The sequence below is a fragment of the Ruegeria sp. SAZD011 genome (assembly GCF_059612545.1).
Map to the genome: position 1 here is coordinate 88,133 of NZ_JBXWQU010000022.1, position 22,981 is coordinate 111,113.

Genomic DNA, 22,981 nt, shown 5'->3' on the forward strand with positions numbered 1-22,981 from the left:
GTCAAACTTAAACTTCTTAATGAAATTTCAGGTTTTCTGAACTCATGATCAAGATCGAGATGCTGCGCTGTTTCAGCACTGTTGCACAAACAGGAAACCTGGCCGATGCCGCAATGCGGATGGGGCGGACCCAGTCTGCGCTGTCGATGACCCTGAAACAGTTGGAGGAACATCTGGGCCAGCGCCTGTTCGAGAACGAGCGCAAGAACCGGCTGACCCCGCTGGGGCAAGAGGTGTTCCGCTTTGCCCAGCAGCAGTTGCGCCAGTTCGACGATACCATACAGGCGATCGAGGCGGCGGCGCGGGCGCCGCAGGGGCTGCTCAGGGTGGCGTCGATCCCCTCGGCCTCTGGTCTGGCGCTGCCGGGCGCGATCGAGACGATGATGCAGCGCCATCCCTCGCTGGATCTGGAACTGCGTGACATGGATAGCGGCAGGGTGGTGGATGCGATCCTGCAAGGGCAGGCCGATCTGGGTATCGTCTCGGGCCAGCCGGTTCTGAACGGGGTGGAACGCGAAACCCTGTTCGAGGACGCCTATGGCCTGCTTTGCGCCACCGGCCATCCGCTGGCGCAGCAATCACAAGCGCCCGATATCGACGCGGTTTTTGCCTCGGGCTTTATCCGCAACAGCCTGTGCGGGCTGATCGAGGCGCCCGAAATACGCGCCGCCCTGCCCCGCGCCCGGATCACCGTGCACAACACCCATTCGCTGCTGGCGATGGTGCGGACGGGCAAATGGGTGACGATCCTGCCGCGCTCGGTGGCACAGGTACAGCCGACAGAGCTGACATTCCGCCCCATCGCCGGGCTGGAGGAACAGCGCAGCGTGTCTCTCTTGATCCACACCCGGACCCAGTTCCCGCAGCTGGTCGCGGAATTCGCCGATATCCTGCGTCACAGCCCCTGGACCGGCTGAGGTTCAGATCACCCCGATCTCGGCCAAGGCCCGGTTCAGGTCCTCGGGCAACGCATCGTCCTGCGCGCGTCCCTTGGGCAGGTCGGGCGGCGTGTCGGCGGGGTTCAGATAGCGCCAGCCCTGAAACGGGCGTTTCTGGGTGCTGTGGGTGCGGTGCAATTCGGGGTCGAGCACCAGCGCGCAATGCCGGGTACCGTCCTGGCCGGTCACCTCGTCCATCCGCAGCACCCGCTGGCGGCACTGGATCAACCCCTTGATCACCCAATAGATCGAGCCGCCCGCCAGGATCTCGGACTCGCGCTTGGGCCACATGCGGGTGACATGACGCGGCAACCCGTCCGGCGTCTGCGTCCGCCGCATCGCCTGCCATTCGGCAAGGTTGTCGACGCTTTCCGTCCCGACGCTGAGCTTGATCAGATTGAGGTAGTTATCCACAGCTTTCCCACAGAGTCGCCCCAAGGCCACCTTGATATTGTAGCTCACCCCACCCCGGCATCAAGCAGTTGTGGCCTACCTCACATTTGGTTTAGTCTGGATGTCTCTTCCAGCACGAGGGAATCATCCGATGAGCCGTTTCGCCGCCCCCATCGCCGAGCAGATTTGGGACATGAAATACCGTTTCAAACAGGCGGACGGCACCCCGATCGACCAGACGGTCGAGGATAGCTGGCGCCGCATCGCCCGCGATCTGGCCCGCGTCGAACAGGATCCCGACCGCTGGGAGCGGGAATTCTACACCGCGCTGGAGGATTTCAAATATCTGCCCGCGGGGCGCATCACCGCCGGTGCGGGCACCGCGCGGCAGGTGACGCTGTTCAACTGCTTTGTCATGGGCACCATCCCCGACAGCATGGGCGGCATCTTCGAGATGCTGAAAGAGGCGGCGCTGACCATGCAGCAGGGCGGCGGCATCGGCTATGATTTCTCGACGATCCGTCCGCGCGGCGCCGATGTGAAGGGCGTGGCCGCCGACGCCTCGGGGCCGCTCAGCTTCATGGATGTGTGGGACGCCATGTGCCGCACCATCATGTCCGCCGGTTCCCGCCGGGGCGCGATGATGGCGACCATGCGCTGCGACCATCCCGATATCGAACAGTTCATCGCCGCCAAGTCCGACCCCGCCCGCCTGCGCATGTTCAACATGTCGGTGCTGGTCACCGATGCCTTCATGGAGGCGGTCAAGGCCGATGGCTCGTGGGAGCTGCAATTCGACGGCAAGATCTATCACACGGTCGCGGCGCGCGACCTGTGGAACAAGATCATGCAGGCCACCTATGATTATGCCGAACCGGGCGTGATCTTCATCGACCGGATCAACGCGGCCAACAACCTGAACTATGTCGAAACCATCGCCGCCACCAACCCCTGTGGCGAACAGCCCCTGCCGCCCTATGGCGCCTGCCTGTTGGGCTCGATCAACCTGGCACGGCTGGTGACGAACCCGTTCGAAGACGCAGCAGAGCTTGACCCCGAGGCGCTGCAGAAGCTGGTCGCCACCGCCGTGCGGATGATGGACAACGTTGTCGATGCCTCGAAATTCCCGCTGCCCGAACAGGCCGCCGAGGCACAGAACAAGCGCCGGATCGGGCTGGGTGTGACCGGGCTGGCCGATGCGCTCTTGATGCTGGGCCTGCGCTATGGCAGCGACGAGGCCGCCAAGCAGACCGAGGACTGGCTGCACGCCATCGCCCGCGCGGCCTATCTCGCCTCGGTCGAGCTGGCCAAGGAAAAGGGCGCCTTTCCCCTGTTTGACGCCGAGAAATACCTGGCCTCGGGCACCATGCGGGCGATGGACGAGGACGTGCGCGAGGCGATCCGCGCCCACGGCATCCGCAACGCGCTGTTGACCTCGATCGCGCCCACCGGGACCATCTCGCTTTATGCCGGCAACGTGTCGTCGGGGATCGAGCCGGTCTTTGCCTATGCCTATACCCGGAAGGTGCTGCAAAAGGACGGCAGCCGGACCGAGGAAGAGGTGGTCGATTACGCGGTGCAGATGTGGCGCGACAAGTTCGGCGACACGCCCCTGCCCGACTATTTCGTCAACGCCCAGACGCTCGCGCCTGCCGATCACGTGCGGATGCAGGCGGCGGCGCAGAAATGGATCGACAGCTCGATTTCCAAGACCATCAACTGCCCCGAGGACATCTCGTTCGACGAGTTCAAGGACGTCTACATGCAGGCCTGGGATCTGGGCTGCAAGGGCTGCACCACCTATCGGCCCAATGATGTGACCGGGAGTGTGCTGAGTGTGGCTGAGGAGAAAAAGGACGACCTTCCAAATCTTAAGACATCTGCCGAACGTCTAAAATGGGCGCAGGAAAGGGCAGGATACACTACTCAACAAGAAGCCTCAGACGCTATTAAAGTTAGCCGCAGCCGATATTCCAATTGGGTAGCCCCCAATGGCTCGCAAGTACTTTCCAAAGAAGGAGCTGAGGCTGCGTCAAAAGTGTTTGGTGTTTCGGCCGGTTGGCTACTATTCGGTGATGGAGAGGCCCCCACCGTTGTCGCCAAATCCGATTCCGAACCGATGACACCCCATGGCGACGTCATCTATATGTCCGAACCGCTGGACCGGCCCGAGCATCTCGAAGGCAACACCTACAAGATCAAGTGGCCCGACAGCGAGCATGCGCTCTACATCACCATCAACGACATCATCATCAACGGCCACCGCCGCCCCTTCGAAGTCTTCATCAACTCCAAGAACATGGAGCATTTCGCCTGGACCGTGGCACTGACCCGGATGATCTCGGCGGTGTTCCGGCGCGGCGGCGATGTGTCCTTTGTGGTCGAGGAGCTAAAGGCCGTGTTCGACCCGCGCGGCGGTGCCTGGGTCAAGGGCAAGTACATCCCCTCGATCCTGGCGGCCATCGGCGGGGTGATCGAACAGCACCTGATCGCCATCGGCTTTCTCGAAGGCGAGGGCATGGGCCTGAAATCGGACCCGCAGGCGCAGGTGGTGAATGGCGACGCGCCGCGCGGCAAGGCCTGCCCCAGCTGCGGCCTGTTCGACATGCAGATGGTCGAGGGCTGCATGACCTGCCGCAGCTGCGGCCATTCCAAATGCGGTTGAGGCCCAGACGGGCCTGAACCGCGCGGGCGGGCCTTGCGGTCTGCCCCCGGATGCGGCCATTCTGGCCCCGAACGAGCGTGAGGGGCGACATGGATTGGCGTGATCAGGGTATCCTGCTTTCCGTGCGTCGCCACGGTGAGACGTCGGCCATCATCGACACCTTTACCGCCAGCCATGGCCGCCATGCGGGCGTGGTGCGGGGTGGTACCAGCCGCCGCATCGCGCCGATCCTGCAACCGGGGGCGCAGCTCGACCTCAGCTGGCGCGCCCGGCTGGAGGAGCATCTGGGCAGTTTCACGGTGGAACCGCTGCGTTCACGCGCGGCGGCGGCGATGTCGGGGCGGCTGGCGCTGGCCGGGCTGAACGCGGTTGTCTCGCTCTTGTCCTTTTGCCTGCCCGAGCGCGAGCCGCATCCCCGACTATACAAGCAGTCCGAACAGCTGCTGGACCTGCTGGGGCAGGACGAGATCTGGCCGCTGGCCTATCTGCGCTGGGAGCTGGCGCTGCTTGACGCGCTGGGCTTTGGCCTTGACCTGAGCGCCTGCGCGGTGACCGGCGCCAGCGACGATCTGGTCTATGTCTCGCCGCGCAGCGGGCGCGCGGTCAGCGCGGGGGCCGCGGGCGAATGGGCCGACCGGCTGTTGCCGCTGCCCCCCTGCCTGCGCGGCGAAGGCCCGGCATCGGATCCAGAGATCGCACTGGCCCTGCGCACCACCGGCTATTTCCTGGAACACCGCGTCGCGCCCGCCCTGGGCCATGCGCCGCTGCCGCAGGCGCGCGGGCGGCTGATCGACCTGATCAGTCGGCTGCCCTGAACAGCATCTCGTGCCCGGCCTCGTTGCGCAGGATCAGCACCGCGCCCGAGACCTCGATCTGTTCCATCGCCAGCAATGCGGCGAAAAAGACCCCCTCGGCCTCAAGCTCTGGACAGGCGGCGCGGGTGGCGACCAGATCGGCGATTTCGAACCAAGGATAGGGCGCGTCCAGCCGGGCGGTAAAGCTGTTGCACGGCCCATGCCCCGCAATTTGGCCCGGTTCGGGAAAGCGCAGCTCTGCCCCGGCGGCAAAGGCGGCGCCGTCGATGCTCTGGGTCTGCCAGACCTGCCCGGCGGCACCATAGGCGGTGGCGGTCTCGTCCTGCCCGCAATATCCCAGCGCCAAGGCGGGCAGCAGGAGGGCGAGGCGGGCCAGCATCGCGGGCCTAGTCCAGACTGTCGAGCAGCTTGCGCGCGGCGGTTTGTTCGGCCTGCCGCTTGGCCCCGGCGGTGGCCTCGGCCCGGCGGCCATCGGCAAGCTCTGCCAGAATGGTAAAGACCGGCGCATGATCGGGGCCAGAACGTTTTACCAGAGTATAACGCGGCGGAGTCTGGCCACGCGCCTGCGCCCATTCCTGAAGCGCGGTCTTGGCGTCGCGCGCGTCGGCCTCGACCTGATGGATACGCGCGCCCCAAAGCCGCAGGATCACCGCCTCGGCAGCGGCAAAACCGCCATCGCGATAAACGGCGGCGATCACCGCCTCCATCGCGTCGCCCAAGAGCGCCAGCTTGCGTCGCCCGCCTGACATCATTTCGGAGCGGCCCAGTTTCAACACAGCGCCCAGATCGACCTCGCGGGCAACCTCGGCGCAGGTCTCCTTGCGCACCAGCGCGTTGAAGCGGGGCGCCAGCTGACCCTCGGTCGCGTCCTTGTCCGCCTCCAGCAATGCCGTCGCCATCACCAGCCCCAGCACCCGGTCGCCCAGAAACTCCAGCCGCTGATTGTCCTGCCGGGTGGCCGAGGAGATCGAACCATGGGTCAGCGCGCGCACCAGCAGTTCGGGCCGCTCGAAAGAGTGGCCCAGCCGCGCCTCAAAGGCCTTCATCTCTGCCGAAAGCTTCACTCGATCCCCTTGAAGAAACGATCGCTGCGCCAGGTCCAGAAGAACAGCATCGACCGGCCCGCCGACGAGAACATGATGCGGTCGGCCCGACCGATCAGGTTCTCATAAGGCACATAGCCGACCCCACCGGCCGATTGCGGCAGGCGGCTGTCGCTGGAATTGTCGCGGTTGTCGCCCATGAAGAAGTAATGTCCCTCGGGCACCGAATAGACGCCGGTATGGTCCGAGGCCTGATTGCCGATATTGACGATCTTGTGGCTGACCCCGTTGGGCAGCGTCTCGATCTGGCGCGACTTCTGGCAGATGCCGCCCTCGCCCACCGGACCGTTCTCGCAGCGCGGGCGCAGGCGCTGGGGGCCTTGTGCCTCGGCCAGTTCCTCGAACACGCCGTCATCTTCCAGCTTTACCGCCTGATCGTTGATGTAAAGGACGCCGTCCTTCATCTGGATGCGATCGCCCGGCAAGCCGATCAGACGCTTGATGAAATCGCGCCCCGAAACCGGGTGGCGGAACACCACCACGTCGCCACGCTCGGGCGTGCCGCCGAACAGGCGGTCATTATCGCCCTTGGCCCAGCCGCAAACATCCTCGGCGTCGATGTCGATGCCGAATTGCGGCAACATCAGGCTGGGGCACGAAGCATAGGAATAGCCATAGGCCATCTTGTTGACGAAGAGGAAATCGCCGATCAGCAGCGTTTCCTTCATCGAGCCCGAGGGGATCCAGAACGGCTGAAAGAACAGCGTCCGGAACACGCCCGCGATCAGCAGCGCATAGACGATGGTCTTGATCGTCTCGACAAAGGCATTTCCGGTCTTGGCGGCTTTGCTGGCCATCAGGCTCTCCAGTTGCTGCGGGCGTTTCGGGGCTACATGCGGGGCGGGGCGGGGTAAGTCAAGTTCACCTCCCCCGCCTCGGCGAGCGGACGCGCCTCGATCACGACAAAGGCCTGCGCCCAGGGGTGATCATCGGTCAGGGTGACATGGATGATCGCCTCGTAACCTTCGGGCGTCATCTCGCGCAGGCGTTCGGCGGCCCAGCCGGTGACTTGCATGACGGGCTGACCACTGCGCAGGTTGCTGACCGCCATGTCCTTCCAGGCGATGCCCATGCGCAGGCCGGTGCCCAGCGCCTTGGAACAGGCCTCTTTCGCGGCCCAGCGCTTGGCATAGGTGCCGGCGGTGTCGGCGCGACGCTCGGCCTTGCGCTGCTCGATCTCGGTAAACACGCGGTTGCGGAAGCGGTCGCCAAAGCGGTCGAGCGTGCGCTCGATCCGCTCGATATTGGCCAGATCGGTGCCGATACCCAGGATCATTGCAACCGGGCCGTCAGCAGTTTCAGCGCCGCGCCGCCAAAGAGCAGCGCAAAGCTCAACTCGAACCAGCGGCGCAGGCGGCGGTATCCCTCGCCGATGGCGCGGGTCGAAAACAGCAGCGCATAGCCCAGAAACAGGCAAGTCGAGGCGGTGATGAGCACAGCGAACAGCGCAAATACGCTTGCCAGAGATGCCGTAGGCGGCAGCGCGATGGCAAAGACCGCACCCCAGCTCAGGATCGCCTTGGGGTTTGTCAGGTGGATCAGATAACCGCGCAGGAACAGCCGCCGGGCCGTGCCCGTGGCGGTTCTGAAGGGTTTGACGCCTTCCGGGGCCAGACCCGCGCGCAGGGATTTCACCGCCAGCCAAAGCAGGTAAAGCGCCCCGGCATAACGGACCGTCTCGACGATCCAGACTTGGGTCAGCATAAGCGCGCTCATGCCCAGCGCAGCGGCCAATCCCCAACTGGCCGAACCGGCCACGATGCCCAGCGCCACGGCCAGTGCGGCCCCGCGCCCTTCGGCCATGCCGGTACCGGCAATCGTCAGGGTGGCAGGCCCGGGACTGCCGCCCGCCACTAGCCAGCCCAGGACGACAAGGCCAAGCCCCGGTGTCATGCCCGCGCCTCGTCCATCAGGCGGCGCATTTCGGCGATGGCGGGTGTGAGCCCGCGAAAGATCGCCTCGCCGATCAGGAAATGGCCGATATTCAGTTCCATCACCTCGGGAAAGGCCGCGACCGGCTGCACCGTGTCATAGGTCAGGCCGTGGCCGGCGTGCACCTCGAGCCCCAGCGAATGGGCAAAGGCGGACATTTCGCGCATCGCCTCCAACTCGCGGTCGCGCTTGGCGAAATCGCCCTCGGCATGGGCATCGCAATAGGCCCCGGTATGCAGTTCGATCACCTGCGCGCCGATCCGGTGCGCGGCCTCGATCTGGCGTTTGTCGGCGGCGATGAAGATCGACACCCGGCAACCCGCTTCGCGCAGCGGCGCGATGAAATGGGCCAGCCGGTTTTCCTCGCGCGCGACCTCAAGTCCGCCTTCGGTGGTGCGCTCCTCGCGCTTTTCGGGCACGATGCAGACCGCGTGCGGCTTGTGGCGCAGCGCGATCTTCTGCATCTCGTCGGTTGCGGCCATCTCGAAGTTGAGCGGCACGCTGAGCGCCGACATCAGCCCGTCGATATCAGCATCGGTGATATGGCGGCGATCCTCGCGCAGATGCGCGGTGATGCCGTCGGCACCGGCCTGTTCGGCCAGGATCGCGGCACGGATCGGGTCGGGGCTGGCACCGCCGCGCGCGTTGCGCACGGTCGCCACATGGTCGATATTCACGCCAAGACGCAGGTGGGGAACAGACATGACGGGATTTCCTTTCCGACTCGCTCGCGCCCGACCCTAGCCGGGATTTTCCGGGTTTGGCAGATCGGCCTGCGCCTTTTTCTTGATCGCCTCGAACTTGGCCTTGATCTTGGAGCGGCGGCGTTTCTGATAGGTGCTGATCACCGGCAGGCTGAGGTAGTAACAGACCACACCCGCAACGATACCCGGAGCGATACCACCAACCAGATAAGGAAAGAACACCTCGTCATAGAACAGGTCGAGTGCCTGCCAGTCGGCGTCACGATCAGTGAAAAGCGCCAGGAAATTATCCTTAAGGTCGCCCGCGGCACGGGCAAACTTGCGCATCAGACCCTGTTTGGCCCCCTCGTGAAACTCGGTCCCCAAAAGGAAATGACCGGTCTGCAAAGAGATCACCCCGATCGGTACATAGGTCAGCGGATTGCCAAAGAACGTGCCGCTGAGCCCGGCCAGGATATTGCCGTTGATCAGCCGCGCCAGGATCGCCGCGATCACGAAATGGATGCCATAGAACGGCGTGAACGAGGCAAATACCCCAGCCCCGATGCCGCGCGCGATGCGCTCGGGCCGGTCCGGCAGACGGCGGACCCGGTGTTTGACATAGTGAAAGGCGCGGGTCCAACCGCCACGCGGCCAGATCAGTTCCCACAGCACCTGCAGCGGAGAGCGTCGATCTCGGCGCTTGAAAACCACGCTTGGATGTCCTTTCCCTGCCTGTCGGCCTTTACCCGGCCGCGGCGCCCGCCTTGGCCTTTTCCCTGTAGCGCTCGACCGAGGCCACGTCACCCTCGGCCTCGAGCGCCAGCATCAACGAATGCAACTGTTCCACATCCCGCAATTCGACGCTGATCATGAGGCGATAGAAATCCGGTTTGCGGTCTATGAATTCCAAGTTGGAAATATTGGCCTTCTTCTCACCGATCAATGTGCAAATCCGTCCCAGCACCCCGGCATCATTGCCGATGGTCAGGTCCAGCGTAGCACCATAGGCGGCGGGGTGGGTGCCGGAATGCCAGTGCAGATCGACCCAGCGTTCGGGTTGGGTCTCGAACTCGCTCAACCGGTCGCAGTCGATGGTATGAACCACCACACCCTTGCCGCGATAGGTGATGCCGACGATGCGCTCGCCCGGCAGCGGCTGGCAGCAGGGCGCGCGATCAAAGCTCTGCCCCGGTTCCAGACCGATCACGGCGCGGCGCGGCGGAATGGCGTCGCCCTCGTCTGGGGCCAACTCGGGATAAACCGCCTGCACCACGTCATGCGCGGTCAACTCTGCCGAACCCAGCCGCGCCAGCAACTCGTCGCGATCCTTCAGTCGCAAGTGCTTGGCGGCGGTATCAAGCGCCTTGTCGGTGGCCTTGCGCCCGACATGGTCAAAGGCCGAGCGCGCGAGTTCATGCCCAAGCTTGATGAACCGTTCGCGGTCCACCTCGCGCAACGCGCGGCGGATCGCGGTCTTGGCCTTGCCGGTCACCGCAATCTCAAGCCAGCTTACCTGCGGGGTCTGTCCCTCGGCGGTGATGACCTCGACCGACTGGCCGTTCTTGAGGCGGGTCCACAACGGCACCCGGATCCCGTCCACCTTGGCCCCGACGCAGGCATGCCCGATCCGGGTATGGATGGCATAGGCATAGTCGATCGGGGTGGCGCCGCGCGGCAGCTTGACCACATCGCCCTTGGGGGTGAAGCAGAACACCTGGTCGGAATACATCTCGAGCTTGACCGCTTCGAGGAAGTCTTCGTGATCCTCTTCGCTGTCGAACTGCTCGGTCAGGCCCGCGATCCATTTCGCCGGATCGACGGCAAAGGGGTTCTGCGTGCGCACCCCGTCGCGATAGGACCAATGCGCCGCCACCCCGGTTTCGGCCACGTCATGCATCTGGCGGGTCCGAATCTGGACCTCGACCCGCTTGCCGTCGCGCCCCGACACCGTGGTGTGGATCGAGCGATAGCCGTTCGATTTCGGCTGGCTGATATAGTCCTTGAACCGACCCGGCACCGCGCGCCAGCGCTGGTGGATAGCGCCCAGCGTGCGGTAACAATCCTCTTCGGACTGGGTGATGATGCGGAACCCGTAGATGTCGGACAAGCGCGAGAAGCCCTGGTCCTTTTCCTGCATCTTGCGCCAGATCGAATAGGGTTTCTTGGCGCGACCGAACACCTCGGCCTCGATGCCCGCCTTGTCCAGTTCATGCCTCATGTCGCCGGTAATCCTGTGGATTACATCGCCGGTCTCGCGTTGCAGCGTGATGAAACGCCGGATGATCGACTGCCGCCCCTCGGGGTTGAGCACGCGAAAGGCCAGGTCCTCCAACTCTTCGCGCATCCACTGCATGCCCATGCGCCCGGCAAGCGGCGCATAGATATCCATGGTCTCGCGCGCCTTGACGGCCTGCTTTTCGGGGCGCATCGCCTTGATGGTGCGCATGTTGTGCAGACGGTCGGCCAGCTTGACCAGGATCACCCGCAGGTCCTTGGACATGGCCATGAACAGCTTGCGGAAGTTCTCGGCCTGCTTGGTCTCGCGCGACGACAGTTGCAGGTTGGTCAACTTGGTCACCCCATCGACCAGCATCGCCACCTCTTCGCCGAACAGCTCGGACACCTGGCCATAGCTGGCCTTGGTATCCTCGATCGTGTCGTGCAGCAGCGCGGTGATGATGGTGGCATCATCCAGCCGCTGTTCGGTCAGAATGGCGGCGACGGCAACAGGATGGGTGAAATAGGGTTCGCCAGAATGGCGGAACTGGCCATCATGCATCTGATGCCCGAACTCATAGGCCCGGGTCAGACGCTCGGCATTGGTCTTGGGATTGTAGTTGCGGACCAGGGCAATCAGGTCGTCAGCAGAAATCATCCGGTCCGCATCCTCTCACGCGGCGTTCTCAGCCCTGCCCCTGGGCCTCCATGAGGGCGCGCAGCAGGCGTTCTTCGGACATATCGTCCTCGGCCGGGCGGTCGCTCTCGGCACCCATCAGCAGGGCCATCTGGTCGTCTTCGGGCTCGTCCACCTCGATCTGGGTCTGGTTCGCCTCGATCAGGCGTTCACGCAGTTCGTCGGCGCTCTGGGTCTCGTCGGCGATCTCGCGCAGCGACACGACCGGGTTCTTGTCATTGTCGCGGTCCACGGTGATCGAGGCGCCGGCAGAGATCTCACGCGCCCGATGAGCGGCAAGCAATACCAGCTCGAACCGGTTCGGAACCTTGTCTACGCAATCTTCTACCGTCACGCGGGCCATCAGCGACTCTCCAAAGTGCAGCTTTGTCCAGAAAGCACGGTTCTAGGCGCGTTTCCCCGGCTTGACAAGCAGGAAATGCCCGGCTTTCCGGTCAGACCGGCCGGATTTCCGCAAGGTCTTCGGGCGGCAGAGCCGCCAGCATCTCGCGCACGGTCAGGCCCGACACCGGGTGGCGCCAATCCGGCGCGACGTCCGCCATCGGCACCAGAACAAACCCCCGTTCCTGCAAGCGAGGATGCGGCAGAATCAGCCGGTCAGGCGCCAGCTCGGCCTGACGGGCTGGTTCCAGTTGCAACCAGGCCTGATAGCCGGCGCGGTCGGGCAGGACCTCGCCTCCATAGCAAACCAGATCCAGATCCAGCGTTCGCATGCCCCAACGCTGCGCCCGCGCGCGCCCGAATTTCGCTTCGACCTCGTGCAACAGCGCCAACAGAGCAACCGGAGATAGTTTTGTGTTGATGGAAATCGCTGCATTGATGTAGTCAGGTCCTGCGCCTGCCGGGAAACAGGGTGTCGTGAAAAAACGGCTCTCGCCGCGAATCACCAAACCCCTGTCAGAAAGCTCACGCACAGCATTCCGCAACGTCACTTCCGGAGGGTTTTGATCAAAAGACAGATTTCCACCCAAGGCGATAACGGCAATTTGCTCTGAATTCATCACTGTCGGTTTCCGTTCGCGTCAAGAGTGCACTTGCTATACAAGCCCATTCTCCTACATTAGCACTACTGATCCGCCGATTTTAAGCACTCACTCACGGATACATGGCGGCTTCGGTGCATACCGGAAGGAACAATTATGTTTTATAAGGACGAACGGCTAGCGCTGTTCATCGACGGTTCTAATCTTTATGCGGCGGCCAAGGCTCTGGGCTTTGACATCGACTACAAACTCCTCAGGCAGGAGTTCATGCGTCGCGGCAAAATGCTGAGAGCCTTCTACTACACCGCGCTGTTGGAAAACGACGAATACTCTCCGATCCGTCCGCTTGTCGATTGGCTGCACTACAACGGTTTCACCATGGTGACCAAACCGGCCAAGGAATATACCGACAGCATGGGGCGCCGGAAGGTCAAGGGGAACATGGATATCGAACTGACCGTCGATGCCATGGAACTGGCCCCGCGCGTCGATCATATCGTGCTCTTCTCGGGCGATGGGGATTTCCGCCCGTTGGTGGCCAGCCTGCAACGTCAGGGCGTGCGTGTCTCGGTCGTTTCGACCATCCGCAGCCAGCCGCCGATGATCTCGGACGAGTTGCGCCGCCAGGCCGACAATTTCATCGAGCTTGAAGAGTTGCGTGATGTGATCGGCCGTCCCCCGCGCGAAGTGCCGGCAGAGCCGCGCTCGTTTGCGGCCAACGGCAACTGATCCGAGCCAGCACACCCCATCAAGAAAATACGGCCAGATGAGCGATCATCTGGCCGTATATCATTAAGTATCACTGCCTGCTTCAATACCCGCCTTCTAGCCGGCTCCGGTGACGGATTCGTGACACCCAGAACCGGGCTGGATCTGAACCGCACAAAACCTTACCTGTGCTCAGGCAAGGAGACCCGCCCATGACCAAATCGCCCCTCACCCTTTATCTTGCCGCGCCGCGCGGGTTTTGCGCCGGTGTCGACCGCGCCATCAAGATCGTCGAGATGGCAATCGAGAAATGGGGCGCCCCCGTCTATGTCCGGCACGAGATCGTGCACAACAAGTTCGTGGTCGACGGGTTGCGTGCCAAGGGGGCGGTATTCGTCGAGGAACTGGATGAATGTCCCGATGATCGCCCGGTGATCTTTTCCGCCCACGGCGTGCCAAAGTCGATTCCGGCCGAGGCCGAGCGGCGGCGGATGGTCTATGTCGATGCCACCTGCCCGCTGGTGTCCAAGGTCCATATCGAGGCCGAACGGCACGCGGAACGCGGCCTTCAGATCATCATGATCGGCCATCGCGGCCACCCTGAAACCATCGGCACCATGGGGCAATTGCCCGAGGGCGAGGTGCTGCTGGTCGAAACGGTCGAGGATGTCGCCCGCATCGCGGTGCGCGACCCAGAACGCCTCGCCTTTGTCACCCAGACAACCCTGTCGGTGGACGATACCCGCGACATCGTGGCAGCACTTCAGGCCCGGTTCCCGCAGATCGTCGGCCCGCACAAGGAAGACATCTGCTACGCCACCACCAACCGGCAAGAGGCGGTCAAGGCGGTGGCGCCGAAATCGGACGCGCTCTTGGTCGTTGGGGCGCCGAACTCGTCGAATTCGCGCCGCCTGGTCGAGGTCGCGGCCAAGGCGGGCTGCTCTTATGCGCAGTTGGTGCAGCGCGCCGAGGACATCGACTGGCGCGCGCTGGACGGCATCGCAACCGTCGCCGTCTCTGCTGGGGCCTCGGCCCCCGAATTGCTGGTGAATGAAGTGATCGACGCCTTTCGCACACGGTTCGACGTGACGGTCGAGGTGGTCGAAACCGCGGTCGAACATGTCGAGTTCAAGGTTCCGCGAGTATTGCGGCAGCCGGCTTGAGCCTGCGCAAATGATCCCCACCCGAATTTCGGCACGGTAGACGGTTCTGTTGCAAACGCGACAGCCAGCATTTGCAACCTGCTGGCAAAGCGTCACTGAAACCGCGCTTTCACCCAACGGCAATCGTGGCTAGTCTGGCCGCGAATACTCAACAGGCGCGGTCGACAAACTCGGTCGGTTGTTGAGCCCCCTTTTTCAATCTCGGCATTGCCGTTGTTTGCCTCATCGGCTCACCTTTGAAGGAGCGCACATGACCACCATCCCCCGCGCACCGCTGATCCTGGGCCTTGCCGGGCTGATCCCGTTCCTCTGGGGCGCGCTCACCTACCTGAGCCCCGCCCTGCAAGCCTGGGGCGCCGCTGCGCTCGGCCCGCGTTTTGTGGGACCTTATGTGCAGATCGCCTATGGCCAGATCATCCTTGCCTTCATGTCCGGCGTCCTTTGGGGCTTTGCCACCAAGGCCGATGACCGCCGCGCCGCGACCGGCTATGCGCTTGCGGTGCTGCCCGCGCTCTGGGCGTTCTTCATGACCGGGGGCGGCCCAACCGGAGCGGCGATCAACCTGATCTTCGGCTTTCTGGGCCTGTTGATGCTGGATGCGGCCTTTGCCAGCTGGGGCCTGGCGCCGGTCTGGTGGATGCGGCTGCGCCTCTTGCTGACAGCGGTTGTCACCCTGTGTCTGGCGGTGGGGGCCTTTCTATGAGCGACCCGGAAACAATCCGCATCTATGACGACCGCGCCAGCGATTATGCCGCGCTGACCGAGGATCACAACGCCGCCGACCCCATGCTGGAGGCCTTTATGGCCATGCTGCCAAGCGGCGGTCGGGTGCTCGATCTCGGGTGCGGCCCCGGCACCTCTGCGGCCCAAATGGCACGGGCAGGACTTGCGGTCGTGGCGGTTGATGCCTCGGCCGAGATGGTGGCGCTGGCGGCGCAACATCCGGGCGTCACCGCCCGTCAGGCCCGGTTCGACGAGATCGAGGAGACCGCCGCCTATGACGGCATCTGGGCCAATTTCAGCCTGCTGCATGCCCCCCATGCCGAGTTTCCCGGCCATCTCGCCCGGCTCCATCGGGCCTTGAAACCCGTCGGAATTTTCCATATCGCCCTCAAACTCGGAACCGGCGAAGGGCGTGACAGCCTCGGCCGGTTCTATAGCTACCATCAGGAGGACGCGTTGGCGCATCTGTTGCAGCAGGCCGGTTTTACCGTTATCGATCGCGCCTTCGGCGCCGGGCCGGGCCTCAGCGGCAAGGTCGAGGACTGGATCGCGATGCGCGCCCATGCCTGAGCTCTTTGCCTATACCGACGGCGCCTGTTCCGGCAATCCCGGCCCCGGCGGCTGGGGCGTGCTGTTGCGCGCCATCGAGGGCGAGACCGTGCTGAAGGAACGTGAGCTTTCCGGCGGCGAGGGTGAGACCACCAACAACCGGATGGAGCTGCTGGCCGCGATCAACGCGCTGGAAACGCTGGAACGGCCCTCGAAAATCACCGTGGTCACCGACAGCGCCTATGTAAAGAACGGCGTGACCGGCTGGATCTTCGGCTGGAAGCGCAACGGCTGGAAGACCGCCGGCAAGAAGCCGGTCAAGAATGTCGAGCTGTGGCAGCGGCTGGATGCGGCGCAGGCGCGCCATGACGTGACCTGGGAATGGGTCAAGGGCCATGCGGGCCACCCGGAAAACGAACGCGCCGACGAGTTGGCGCGCGCAGGCATGAAACCCTTCAAGCCGAAGAAGGCCCGCGCGTGAGCCTGCTTGCCTTGCTCGATTACGCCTCGGTCCTGGTCTTTGCGCTGACCGGCGCGCTGGTGGCCAGCCGGGCGCAGCTCGACCTGGTTGGGTTTGCCTTTGTCGCCTGCCTGACGGCGGTGGGCGGCGGCACCATGCGCGACCTGCTTTTGGGCCGCGACCCGGTGTTCTGGGTTGGGCAACCCGCCTATATCCTGATCGCCTCGGGCGCTGCCGCGCTGGTCTTTTTCACCGCGCATCTGGTCGAAAGCCGCTATCGCCTGTTGATCTGGCTCGACAGTTTCGCGCTATCCATCGCGGTGGCTGCCGGCACCGGGGTGGCGCTGGCGCAAGGTCAACCGCCGGTGATCGTGGTGCTGATGGGCATGATGACCGGCTGTCTGGGCGGGCTGATGCGCGATGTGGTCTGCAACGAGGTGCCGCTGGTCCTGAAACAGGGCGAACTCTATGTCTCCTGCGCGCTGGCGGGGGCGGTGGCGGCAGTGATCGCCACCGGGCTGGGGCTCGCCACCCTGCCCGCGCTGGGCCTCTGCGCGCTTGTCTGTTGGGGGCTGCGCGCCGGCTCGCTGATCTTTGGCTGGCGCCTGCCGGTCTACAAGAGCCGCCCGCCTCGCACGCGCGGCTGACACCCCTTCATTTCGCCCAAAATACTCCGGAGCGCGAGGCAGAGCCTCGCATCCCCCCGGCGCGTCTCAGCGCCGCCGCAGATAGGCCTGCCAGAGCCAGACAACCAGCAGCGCCCCCAGCACCGCGCCGACAAAGCCCGACAACCAGCCCATCATCGTCAACAGCGCCCGCAGGATCAGCCCGCCGATCAGCGCGCCCACGATGCCGATCAGCATGGTGGTGGGAATATCCGCCTCTACCCGCATCAACCGGGTGGCGAGAAACCCGGCAGCGGCGCCGATAATGATGAGGACAACGACATGCATCTCATTTCCTCCAATGGAAGGGCACGATGATCAGCGCGCCAATCGAAGAGAGAATGGCATTCATCCCCGGAGACCCGAAGCCGATCCCGAACATGATCCGCACGAAATAGAACAGGAACGCCCCACCGACGCAGATGATGATGGATTGCAGATAGCCGTTATGGGTGAACCCCGATTTTTCCGAGATGTAACCGACGATCCCGGCAATCACGACCGTTCCCATCAGAACCATGAACATACGCGATCCCCTTCTACAGGCGGGTTCCCTTTGGCACGGGCCAGCCCCGCAGGAAGATGTCGGCATCCTGCGCCCCTTTGCCCGCCCGTTGCAAGCGGGTGAGTGAGATGGCGCCCGTGCCGCAAGCCACGGTCAGGACATCGTCCAGCACTGCGCCGGGGGCGCCCTGCCCCTCGGCCAGGCGCGAGGCGAGCAGTTTCACCCGTTCACCCGCGATCTCGGTCCAGGCGCCGGGAAAGGGCGAGAGGCCCCGGATCTGCCGGTCGATCTCGACCGCCGGGCGGGTCCAGTCGACCCGCGCCTCTGCCTTGTCGATCTTGGCGGCATAGGTGACGCCATCCTCGGGCTGCGGCTCCGCAGTCAACTCGGGCAGACGTGCCAGCGCCTCGACGATCAGGTCGGCCCCCATGGCCGACAAGCGGTCATGCAACGCGCCGGTGGTCTCCTCTGCCCCGATGGGTGTCGTGGCGCGCAACAGCACCGGCCCGGTATCCAGCCCCGCCTCCATCTGCATGATGCAGATGCCCGTTTCAGCATCTCCCGCCATGATCGCCCGGTGAATGGGCGCCGCGCCGCGCCAGCGCGGCAACAGGCTTGCGTGGATATTGAGGCATCCGTGGCGTGGCGCGTCCAGCACCGCTTGCGGCAGGATCAGCCCATAGGCCACCACCACCGCCATATCGGCGCCCAGCGCCGCGAAATCCGCCTGCGCCTCGGCCCCTTTCAGCGAGACCGGGTGTCGCACCTCCAGCCCCAGTTCCAACGCGCGGGCATGGACCGGGGTCGGGCGGTCCTTTTTGCCGCGCCCCGCCGGGCGGGGTGGCTGGCAATAGACTGCGGCGATCTCATGCCCCGCACCTACCAGCGCCTCCAGCACCGGAACCGAGAAATCGGGGGTTCCCATGAACACGACGCGCATGACCTCAGCCCCCCCCAGCTTGCGCGCCTTGCGCAGCAGCATGTCGCGTTTGACCTTGCTGAGATTGTCGAAATACATCCGCCCGTTCAGGTGGTCGATCTGATGCTGCACGCTGGTCGCCTCGATGCCGACAAAATCGCGCCGGTCGACCTGACCCTGTTCGTTCAGGAACCGCACCGTCACCGCGCGCGGGCGTTTCAGCTTGGCCGAGACGCCGGGCAGGTTGGGGCTGGCCTCGTCATGTTCGCGCAGCTCGACCGAGGCATGCAGGATCTCAGGGTTCGCCATGCGAACCGCGCGGCCCCGCTCGGACGAACCATCGACCACCGCCAGTCGCAGCATCACCCCGATCTCCGGCGCGGCCAGGCCCACGCCCGGCATCGCCTCCATCGTGTCGATCATGTCGTCCCAGATGGCGCGGATCTCGTCGGTGATCTCGCTCACCTCGGCGGCGCGGTTGCGCAGATGCTTGTCGGGCCAGGGCAGACAGCGGCGGACGGTCATGGGTGGTTTTCCTCATAAGCGGACAGCATGGCGGCGCGGGCCTGCGGGTCCAGATGATCCAGCGTGACGACCCCGTTCAGATGGTCGAATTCGTGCTGGATGCAGCGCGCCTCGAACCCATCGAAATCGGCCATGTGAATGTCGCCCTCGGGCGCGGTCCATTGCACTGTTACCGCCTTGGGCCGGGTGACGGGCACCGAGAGGCCGGGGATCGAGAGGCAGGCTTCCTCCATCTCGACCGGCACCCGCTCGGCGGCCATGATCACCGGGTTGATCATCGCCATCGGGCTGGGCGTGCCTTCTTTCCAGCCGACATCCATGACAAAGAACCGCTGCATCACGCCCACCTGCGGCGCGGCCAGCCCACGCCCCTTGGCGGCATACATGGTGTCGAACATGTCGCGGATCAGATCGTCGGGCACGATCCCCTCGACGGGGTCACAGCGCTGCGACAGGCGTGCATCGGGCCAGGTCAGGATCGGCAGGACGCTCACGCCCGCGCCCGCTCGCGCTTCAGCTTCTGCATCTTGCGGGTGATCATCTGGCGTTTCAGCGGCTTGAGGTAGTCGATGAACAGCTTGCCATCCAGATGGTCGATCTCATGCTGCACGCAAGTGGCCCAGAGCCCGTCAAAGGTCTCGCTTTGCAATTTGCCGTCGCGGTCGATCCATTCGACATCCACCACCTTGGGGCGGGTCACCTCGGCATATTGCTCGGGGATCGACAGGCAGCCTTCCTCGTAAACATTGGTCTCGTCCGAGGCGGCCACCACGCGCGGGTTGAACATCACCAGCGGGCGCGCGGCAGCGCCCTCTTCCTTGACGCAATCCAGCACGATCAAGCGGTCGAGCACACCGATCTGCGGCGCGGCCAGGCCGATGCCCGGCGCGTCGTACATGGTCTCCAGCATGTCGTCGGCCAGCGCCCGCAATTCGTCCGAGATATCGGCCACGGGCGCGCAGACCTTTTTCAGGCGCGGATCGGGATGAATGAGAATAGCACGTTTCATGGTCCCGATTTAGGCGATTGACCGCCCTGCTGCAACGCCCCTTGCGCATGGCGGCAAACTGGCTAGCCTCTGGCCGACAATTGACCCTCGGAGACCCAGATGAGCTTTGACGACCTGATCGACCGCCACGGAACCTTTTGCTCGAAATGGGACATGATGGAACCCATCTATGGCGTGCCCGCACAGGACGGTCTGGCCATGTGGGTCGCCGACATGGATTTCCGCGCGCCCGAACACGTGCTGGCCAAGCTGCGCGAGATGACCGACCATGGCGTGCTGGGCTATGTGAACTATGACAAGCCCTATACCGACGCGATCCGCTGGTGGATGCGCAGCCGCCACGACTGGGATGTGGCGCCCGAGGCGATCTTTACCACCACCGGGCTGGTGAACGGTGTGGGCATGTGCCTCGACACCTATACCCAGCCGGGAGACGGGATCGTGCTGTTCACCCCGGTCTATCACGCCTTTGCCAAGGTGATCCGCAATGCGGGCCGGCAAGTGGTGGAATGCCAGATGGTCAACAATGACGGCCGGTACGAGATGGATTTCGCCGCCTATGACACGCAGATGAGCGGCAACGAGCGCATGGTGATCCTCTGCTCGCCGCACAATCCCGGCGGCCGGGTCTGGACGCAAGAGGAACTGCGCGCGGTGGCCGATTTCGCCAAGCGGCATGACCTTTTGCTGTTGTCCGACGAGATCCATCATGACCTGGTCTATCCCGGCCATACCCATATCCCGATGCCCAACGCGGCGCCCGATATCGTCGACCGGCTGTTGATGCTCACCGCGCCGTCCAAGACGTTCAACATCGCGGGCCTTCATACCGGGCAGGTGATCATCCCCGACCCCGAACTGCGTGGACGTTTCTCCAAGCGGATGGCCGCGCTCTCGCTGGCACCGAACTCGACCGGGCAGATGGCGACGCTGACCGCATATTCTCCCGAAGGGGCGGAATGGGTTGATGGGCTGCTGGCCTATCTGGACGAGAACCGGCGCCTCTTCGAAAGCGCCATCTCGGCCATTCCCGGTTTGCGCGCGATGCCGCTAGAGGCGACCTATCTCGCCTGGGTGGATTTCTCAGGCACTGGCATGGACCGGGCCGAATTCACCGAGCGGGTCGAACAGCAGGCCAGGATCGCGGTACATCACGGCACCAGCTTTGGTACCGGTGGCGAGAATTTTCTGCGCTTCAACCTTGGCACCCAGAGGGCGCGGATCGAGGACGCGATCGACCGGCTGAACAAGGCTTTTGGCGATCTGCAATAGGTGTAGTGCGGGAGCGGGCTCAGCGAGAACGCCCGCAGGGGGCTATCCCTCGCCCAGCAACCCGACAGGCGCATCCACCGCGCGTTCGAAATCGAGCGGCGCGCGGTCCTGCGCCAGCGTGTGCCGCTTGAACTCATAGACCATCTCGCCGCCCTCGCCGCCCGAGGCCACGATCAGGCATTGATAGAGCAGGTTCGGCCCCTCGTAGATATCGACCAGCCCGCGCAGTGGCGGCGTGCTTACGGCTTCGACGGCAAACCCGTCGCGCCACAGCCGCAGGACGGTGTAAAACATGCCGCCATGTTCTACCCGCAGGCGGCTCATCTTCTTCAATCCGGCGATCCGGGCGCGGGCCAGATCGTCGCTGACTTCCTTTGAAATATATGTGCTCATAATCGCGTCTCCGTGCCAACCTCATCAGCCTGCCGCAACCTCTCTTAAAATCAAGCAAAGATTTTCATGTTCGGTGCATGGCACCCGCGTGGTTTCCGCGGGGCCGCGCCGGATGTGCACCTGCGCAGGTCAGGTGCGCGGCAACGGCGTGGTATCCCGCACCGCAGATCCTAGATGCTGATCAAAGCAGAAGGAGACTCCGATGGGCCTGCTGATCGACGGCATCTGGCATGACACCTGGTACGATACCAAATCCAGCGGCGGCGCCTTCCAGCGCTCGGCGGCGCAGTTCCGCAACTGGGTCACCCCCGATGGCGCCCCCGGACCATCCGGCAAAGGCGGCTTTGCCGCCGCCTCGGGGCGCTACCACCTTTATGTCAGCTATGCCTGTCCCTGGGCGCACAGGACCCTGATCTTTCGCGAAATCAAGGGTTTGTCCACACATATCCCGGTTTCGGTCGTGCATCCCGACATGCTGGACCAGGGCTGGACCTTTGCACCCGAGGCAGAGGGCCGCACCGGTGACCGCCTGTATGGGCTGAACTATGCCCATCAGATCTATACCCGTGCCGACCCAGCCTATTCCGGACGCGTCACCTTGCCGATCCTGTGGGATACCGAGCGCCAGACCATCGTGTCCAACGAAAGCGCAGAGATCATCCGCATGTTCAACTCTGCCTTCGATGACCTGACCGGCAATCGCGATGACTATTGGCCAGTGCCGCTGCGCGAGGCGATGGAACCGGTCAACGCGCGTATCTACGAAACGCTCAACAATGGCGTCTACAAATGCGGATTTGCCACCACGCAAGAGGCTTATGACGCCGCCATTCAGCCGCTGTTCGATACGCTCGACTGGCTCGACTTACATCTGGCCCACAACCGTTACCTGATGGGCGACCGGCTGACCGAGGCCGATTGGCGCCTGTTCACCACGCTCATCCGCTTTGATCCGGTCTATCATCTGCATTTCAAATGCAACCGGCGGCGGCTGATCGATTATCCAAACCTCTGGGCCTATACGCGGGAACTGTATCAATGGCCCGGTGTGGCTGGCACCGTGCATATGGATCACATCATCCGGCACTACCATTACAGCCATGACAGCATCAATCCGCACCGAATCGTTCCGATCGGACCCGAGCTCGACTATCTCGCGCCGCATGGTCGCGATCAGCGCGCTGTGGCGTAGTGTTCCACCATCGCGGCCAGATCCTCGGGCGGCGTGTCGCCATGCACATAGGCGCAGGCGTTGGGACTGTGGGCAAAGATCGAACCGTCTGAAAAGAAGGTCGTGTTGGTTACGAAAATCACCCGCGCATCCGGGCGGCGGTAGCTGGCGAAATCCGCAACCGCCAGGGCGCTGCCCTGCTCAAGCACCAGATCCAGAACGATGATTTCGAACTCTGCCCGATAAAGCGCCAGGATCGCATCCTCTTGCGAAGTCACTAACGTGACCTCCAGACCCTGACGTTGCAGGTGACGCTGCCAGAGCGTGCCAAGCTCTGGGTTACTTTCGACGATCAACACATGCATAACAGTAAACCCGGCACTTCTGTTTGAGTTGGTTTGCGGCGCCAGTCTCCCTTGGCTCCGTAATCTGATCAAATTCTTTACAAATTGTTAACATCGGTTCCCGCGCACCGGAAGCCGCGTTCCTC

General features: G+C 63.7%; 29 protein-coding genes and 1 pseudogene. 11 read left to right on the forward strand and 19 right to left on the reverse strand.

Translation table 11 applies throughout. The annotated features are described in order from the left end of the window. The first annotated feature begins 44 nt into the window (after positions 1-44). Positions 45-917: a LysR family transcriptional regulator gene (locus tag AC2FLM_RS09060; RefSeq protein ID WP_234220603.1), complete on the forward strand. Its 873-nt coding sequence runs from the start codon at positions 45-47 to the stop codon at positions 915-917. Between the two features lie 3 nt (positions 918-920). Here AC2FLM_RS09060 and AC2FLM_RS09065 read toward each other — a convergent pair whose 3' ends face one another. Beyond that, positions 921-1,352 (reverse strand): DUF1489 family protein, encoded by a 432-nt coding sequence (locus AC2FLM_RS09065; RefSeq protein WP_496857376.1) that lies wholly within the window; start codon positions 1,350-1,352, stop codon positions 921-923. A 130-nt stretch (positions 1,353-1,482) separates the two neighbouring features. Between AC2FLM_RS09065 and AC2FLM_RS09070 the strand changes: the two genes are divergently transcribed. After that, a complete protein-coding gene (locus AC2FLM_RS09070; RefSeq protein ID WP_496857378.1) occupies positions 1,483-3,996 on the forward strand; it encodes an adenosylcobalamin-dependent ribonucleoside-diphosphate reductase in 2,514 nt (837 codons plus the stop codon). Between the two features lie 89 nt (positions 3,997-4,085). Further along, complete coding sequence (recO, locus tag AC2FLM_RS09075; RefSeq protein WP_496857380.1) at positions 4,086-4,811, forward strand: DNA repair protein RecO; 726 nt, start codon at positions 4,086-4,088, stop codon at positions 4,809-4,811. Here the strand turns inward: recO and AC2FLM_RS09080 are convergent. The 10 genes from AC2FLM_RS09080 to folK form a co-directional block, all read right to left on the reverse strand. Further along, the gene (locus tag AC2FLM_RS09080) at positions 4,795-5,190 is read right to left on the reverse strand and encodes an META domain-containing protein (protein ID WP_496857382.1); all 396 of its coding nucleotides are present in this window, start codon (positions 5,188-5,190) and stop codon (positions 4,795-4,797) included. The two genes, recO and AC2FLM_RS09080, sit on opposite strands and share 17 nt — an antisense overlap. Positions 5,191-5,197: 7 nt before the next feature. Further along, entirely contained in the window at positions 5,198-5,875 is a 678-nt protein-coding gene (gene rnc / locus AC2FLM_RS09085; protein WP_496857384.1) for a ribonuclease III, read from the reverse strand. Continuing rightward, entirely contained in the window at positions 5,872-6,711 is an 840-nt protein-coding gene (gene lepB, locus AC2FLM_RS09090) for a signal peptidase I (RefSeq protein ID WP_496857386.1), read from the reverse strand. Before lepB ends, rnc begins: the two co-directional genes overlap by 4 nt. Before the next feature lie 32 nt (positions 6,712-6,743). Beyond that, positions 6,744-7,190, reverse strand: coding sequence for a holo-ACP synthase (gene acpS / locus AC2FLM_RS09095; protein ID WP_234139837.1), 447 nt, complete (start codon positions 7,188-7,190; stop codon positions 6,744-6,746). Then, positions 7,187-7,807, reverse strand: coding sequence for a LysE family translocator (locus tag AC2FLM_RS09100; RefSeq protein WP_496857388.1), 621 nt, complete (start codon positions 7,805-7,807; stop codon positions 7,187-7,189). The genes acpS and AC2FLM_RS09100 overlap by 4 nt, the downstream gene beginning before the upstream one ends. Continuing rightward, positions 7,804-8,550, reverse strand: coding sequence for a pyridoxine 5'-phosphate synthase (locus AC2FLM_RS09105; protein WP_496857390.1), 747 nt, complete (start codon positions 8,548-8,550; stop codon positions 7,804-7,806). Before AC2FLM_RS09105 ends, AC2FLM_RS09100 begins: the two co-directional genes overlap by 4 nt. Positions 8,551-8,586: 36 nt before the next feature. Beyond that, positions 8,587-9,243: a DUF2062 domain-containing protein gene (locus AC2FLM_RS09110; RefSeq protein WP_234184296.1), complete on the reverse strand. Its 657-nt coding sequence runs from the start codon at positions 9,241-9,243 to the stop codon at positions 8,587-8,589. A gap of 31 nt (positions 9,244-9,274) precedes the next feature. Then, the gene (locus AC2FLM_RS09115) at positions 9,275-11,407 is read right to left on the reverse strand and encodes a RelA/SpoT family protein (RefSeq protein ID WP_234142934.1); all 2,133 of its coding nucleotides are present in this window, start codon (positions 11,405-11,407) and stop codon (positions 9,275-9,277) included. 28 nt (positions 11,408-11,435) lie between these two features. Next, positions 11,436-11,789 (reverse strand): DNA-directed RNA polymerase subunit omega, encoded by a 354-nt coding sequence (rpoZ, locus tag AC2FLM_RS09120; RefSeq protein ID WP_234139842.1) that lies wholly within the window; start codon positions 11,787-11,789, stop codon positions 11,436-11,438. Between the two features lie 91 nt (positions 11,790-11,880). Then, positions 11,881-12,447, reverse strand: a complete 567-nt coding sequence (gene folK, locus AC2FLM_RS09125; RefSeq protein ID WP_496858045.1) for a 2-amino-4-hydroxy-6-hydroxymethyldihydropteridine diphosphokinase — start codon at positions 12,445-12,447, stop codon at positions 11,881-11,883. A 138-nt stretch (positions 12,448-12,585) separates the two neighbouring features. Between folK and AC2FLM_RS09130 the strand changes: the two genes are divergently transcribed. From AC2FLM_RS09130 to AC2FLM_RS09155, 6 genes are all read left to right on the forward strand, one after another. Then, a complete protein-coding gene (locus AC2FLM_RS09130; protein ID WP_234172050.1) occupies positions 12,586-13,158 on the forward strand; it encodes a LabA-like NYN domain-containing protein in 573 nt (190 codons plus the stop codon). Positions 13,159-13,349: 191 nt separating this feature from the next. Further along, positions 13,350-14,300, forward strand: coding sequence for a 4-hydroxy-3-methylbut-2-enyl diphosphate reductase (ispH, locus tag AC2FLM_RS09135; RefSeq protein ID WP_496857394.1), 951 nt, complete (start codon positions 13,350-13,352; stop codon positions 14,298-14,300). A 250-nt stretch (positions 14,301-14,550) separates the two neighbouring features. After that, complete coding sequence (locus tag AC2FLM_RS09140) at positions 14,551-15,003, forward strand: DUF3429 domain-containing protein (RefSeq protein WP_234165829.1); 453 nt, start codon at positions 14,551-14,553, stop codon at positions 15,001-15,003. Continuing rightward, positions 15,000-15,593: a class I SAM-dependent DNA methyltransferase gene (locus tag AC2FLM_RS09145; RefSeq protein ID WP_496857396.1), complete on the forward strand. Its 594-nt coding sequence runs from the start codon at positions 15,000-15,002 to the stop codon at positions 15,591-15,593. The genes AC2FLM_RS09140 and AC2FLM_RS09145 overlap by 4 nt, the downstream gene beginning before the upstream one ends. Further along, positions 15,586-16,053: a ribonuclease HI gene (gene rnhA / locus AC2FLM_RS09150; RefSeq protein ID WP_234216945.1), complete on the forward strand. Its 468-nt coding sequence runs from the start codon at positions 15,586-15,588 to the stop codon at positions 16,051-16,053. The genes AC2FLM_RS09145 and rnhA overlap by 8 nt, the downstream gene beginning before the upstream one ends. Further along, positions 16,050-16,679, forward strand: coding sequence for a trimeric intracellular cation channel family protein (locus AC2FLM_RS09155; RefSeq protein WP_234220614.1), 630 nt, complete (start codon positions 16,050-16,052; stop codon positions 16,677-16,679). The genes rnhA and AC2FLM_RS09155 overlap by 4 nt, the downstream gene beginning before the upstream one ends. A 66-nt stretch (positions 16,680-16,745) precedes the next feature. On the opposite strand, the gene AC2FLM_RS09160 is transcribed toward AC2FLM_RS09155, so the two are convergent. The 6 genes and pseudogenes from AC2FLM_RS09160 to def (AC2FLM_RS09185) form a co-directional block, all read right to left on the reverse strand. Then, a complete protein-coding gene (locus tag AC2FLM_RS09160) occupies positions 16,746-16,985 on the reverse strand; it encodes a GlsB/YeaQ/YmgE family stress response membrane protein (protein WP_496857398.1) in 240 nt (79 codons plus the stop codon). Position 16,986: 1 nt separating this feature from the next. Further along, complete coding sequence (locus AC2FLM_RS09165; protein WP_234220616.1) at positions 16,987-17,223, reverse strand: hypothetical protein; 237 nt, start codon at positions 17,221-17,223, stop codon at positions 16,987-16,989. Positions 17,224-17,236: 13 nt separating this feature from the next. Continuing rightward, positions 17,237-18,142 carry a methionyl-tRNA formyltransferase gene (fmt, locus tag AC2FLM_RS09170; protein WP_496858047.1) on the reverse strand — a complete coding sequence of 302 codons (906 nt, stop codon included), beginning with the start codon at positions 18,140-18,142 and terminating at the stop codon, positions 17,237-17,239. A 42-nt stretch (positions 18,143-18,184) separates the two neighbouring features. Further along, positions 18,185-18,646, reverse strand: a pseudogene (def, locus tag AC2FLM_RS09175) (peptide deformylase); the annotation flags it as partial. Continuing rightward, on the reverse strand, positions 18,643-19,140 hold the full coding sequence (def, locus tag AC2FLM_RS09180; protein WP_234172041.1) for a peptide deformylase: 498 nt from the start codon (positions 19,138-19,140) through the stop codon (positions 18,643-18,645). The gene def (AC2FLM_RS09180) and the pseudogene def (AC2FLM_RS09175), both read right to left, overlap by 4 nt. Continuing rightward, positions 19,137-19,655, reverse strand: coding sequence for a peptide deformylase (gene def / locus AC2FLM_RS09185; protein ID WP_234139855.1), 519 nt, complete (start codon positions 19,653-19,655; stop codon positions 19,137-19,139). The genes def (AC2FLM_RS09180) and def (AC2FLM_RS09185) overlap by 4 nt, the downstream gene beginning before the upstream one ends. Positions 19,656-19,754: 99 nt before the next feature. Between def (AC2FLM_RS09185) and AC2FLM_RS09190 the strand changes: the two genes are divergently transcribed. Continuing rightward, positions 19,755-20,927, forward strand: a complete 1,173-nt coding sequence (locus tag AC2FLM_RS09190) for a MalY/PatB family protein (protein WP_496857401.1) — start codon at positions 19,755-19,757, stop codon at positions 20,925-20,927. A 42-nt stretch (positions 20,928-20,969) separates the two neighbouring features. On the opposite strand, the gene AC2FLM_RS09195 is transcribed toward AC2FLM_RS09190, so the two are convergent. Beyond that, positions 20,970-21,320, reverse strand: a complete 351-nt coding sequence (locus AC2FLM_RS09195) for a hypothetical protein (protein ID WP_234220621.1) — start codon at positions 21,318-21,320, stop codon at positions 20,970-20,972. Positions 21,321-21,522: 202 nt separating this feature from the next. Here AC2FLM_RS09195 and AC2FLM_RS09200 point away from each other — a divergent pair, with 202 nt between their 5' ends. Next, entirely contained in the window at positions 21,523-22,512 is a 990-nt protein-coding gene (locus tag AC2FLM_RS09200; protein ID WP_496857403.1) for a glutathione S-transferase family protein, read from the forward strand. Here AC2FLM_RS09200 and AC2FLM_RS09205 read toward each other — a convergent pair. After that, complete coding sequence (locus AC2FLM_RS09205) at positions 22,494-22,856, reverse strand: response regulator transcription factor (RefSeq protein ID WP_234139859.1); 363 nt, start codon at positions 22,854-22,856, stop codon at positions 22,494-22,496. The two genes, AC2FLM_RS09200 and AC2FLM_RS09205, sit on opposite strands and share 19 nt — an antisense overlap. Positions 22,857-22,981 lie beyond the last annotated feature (125 nt).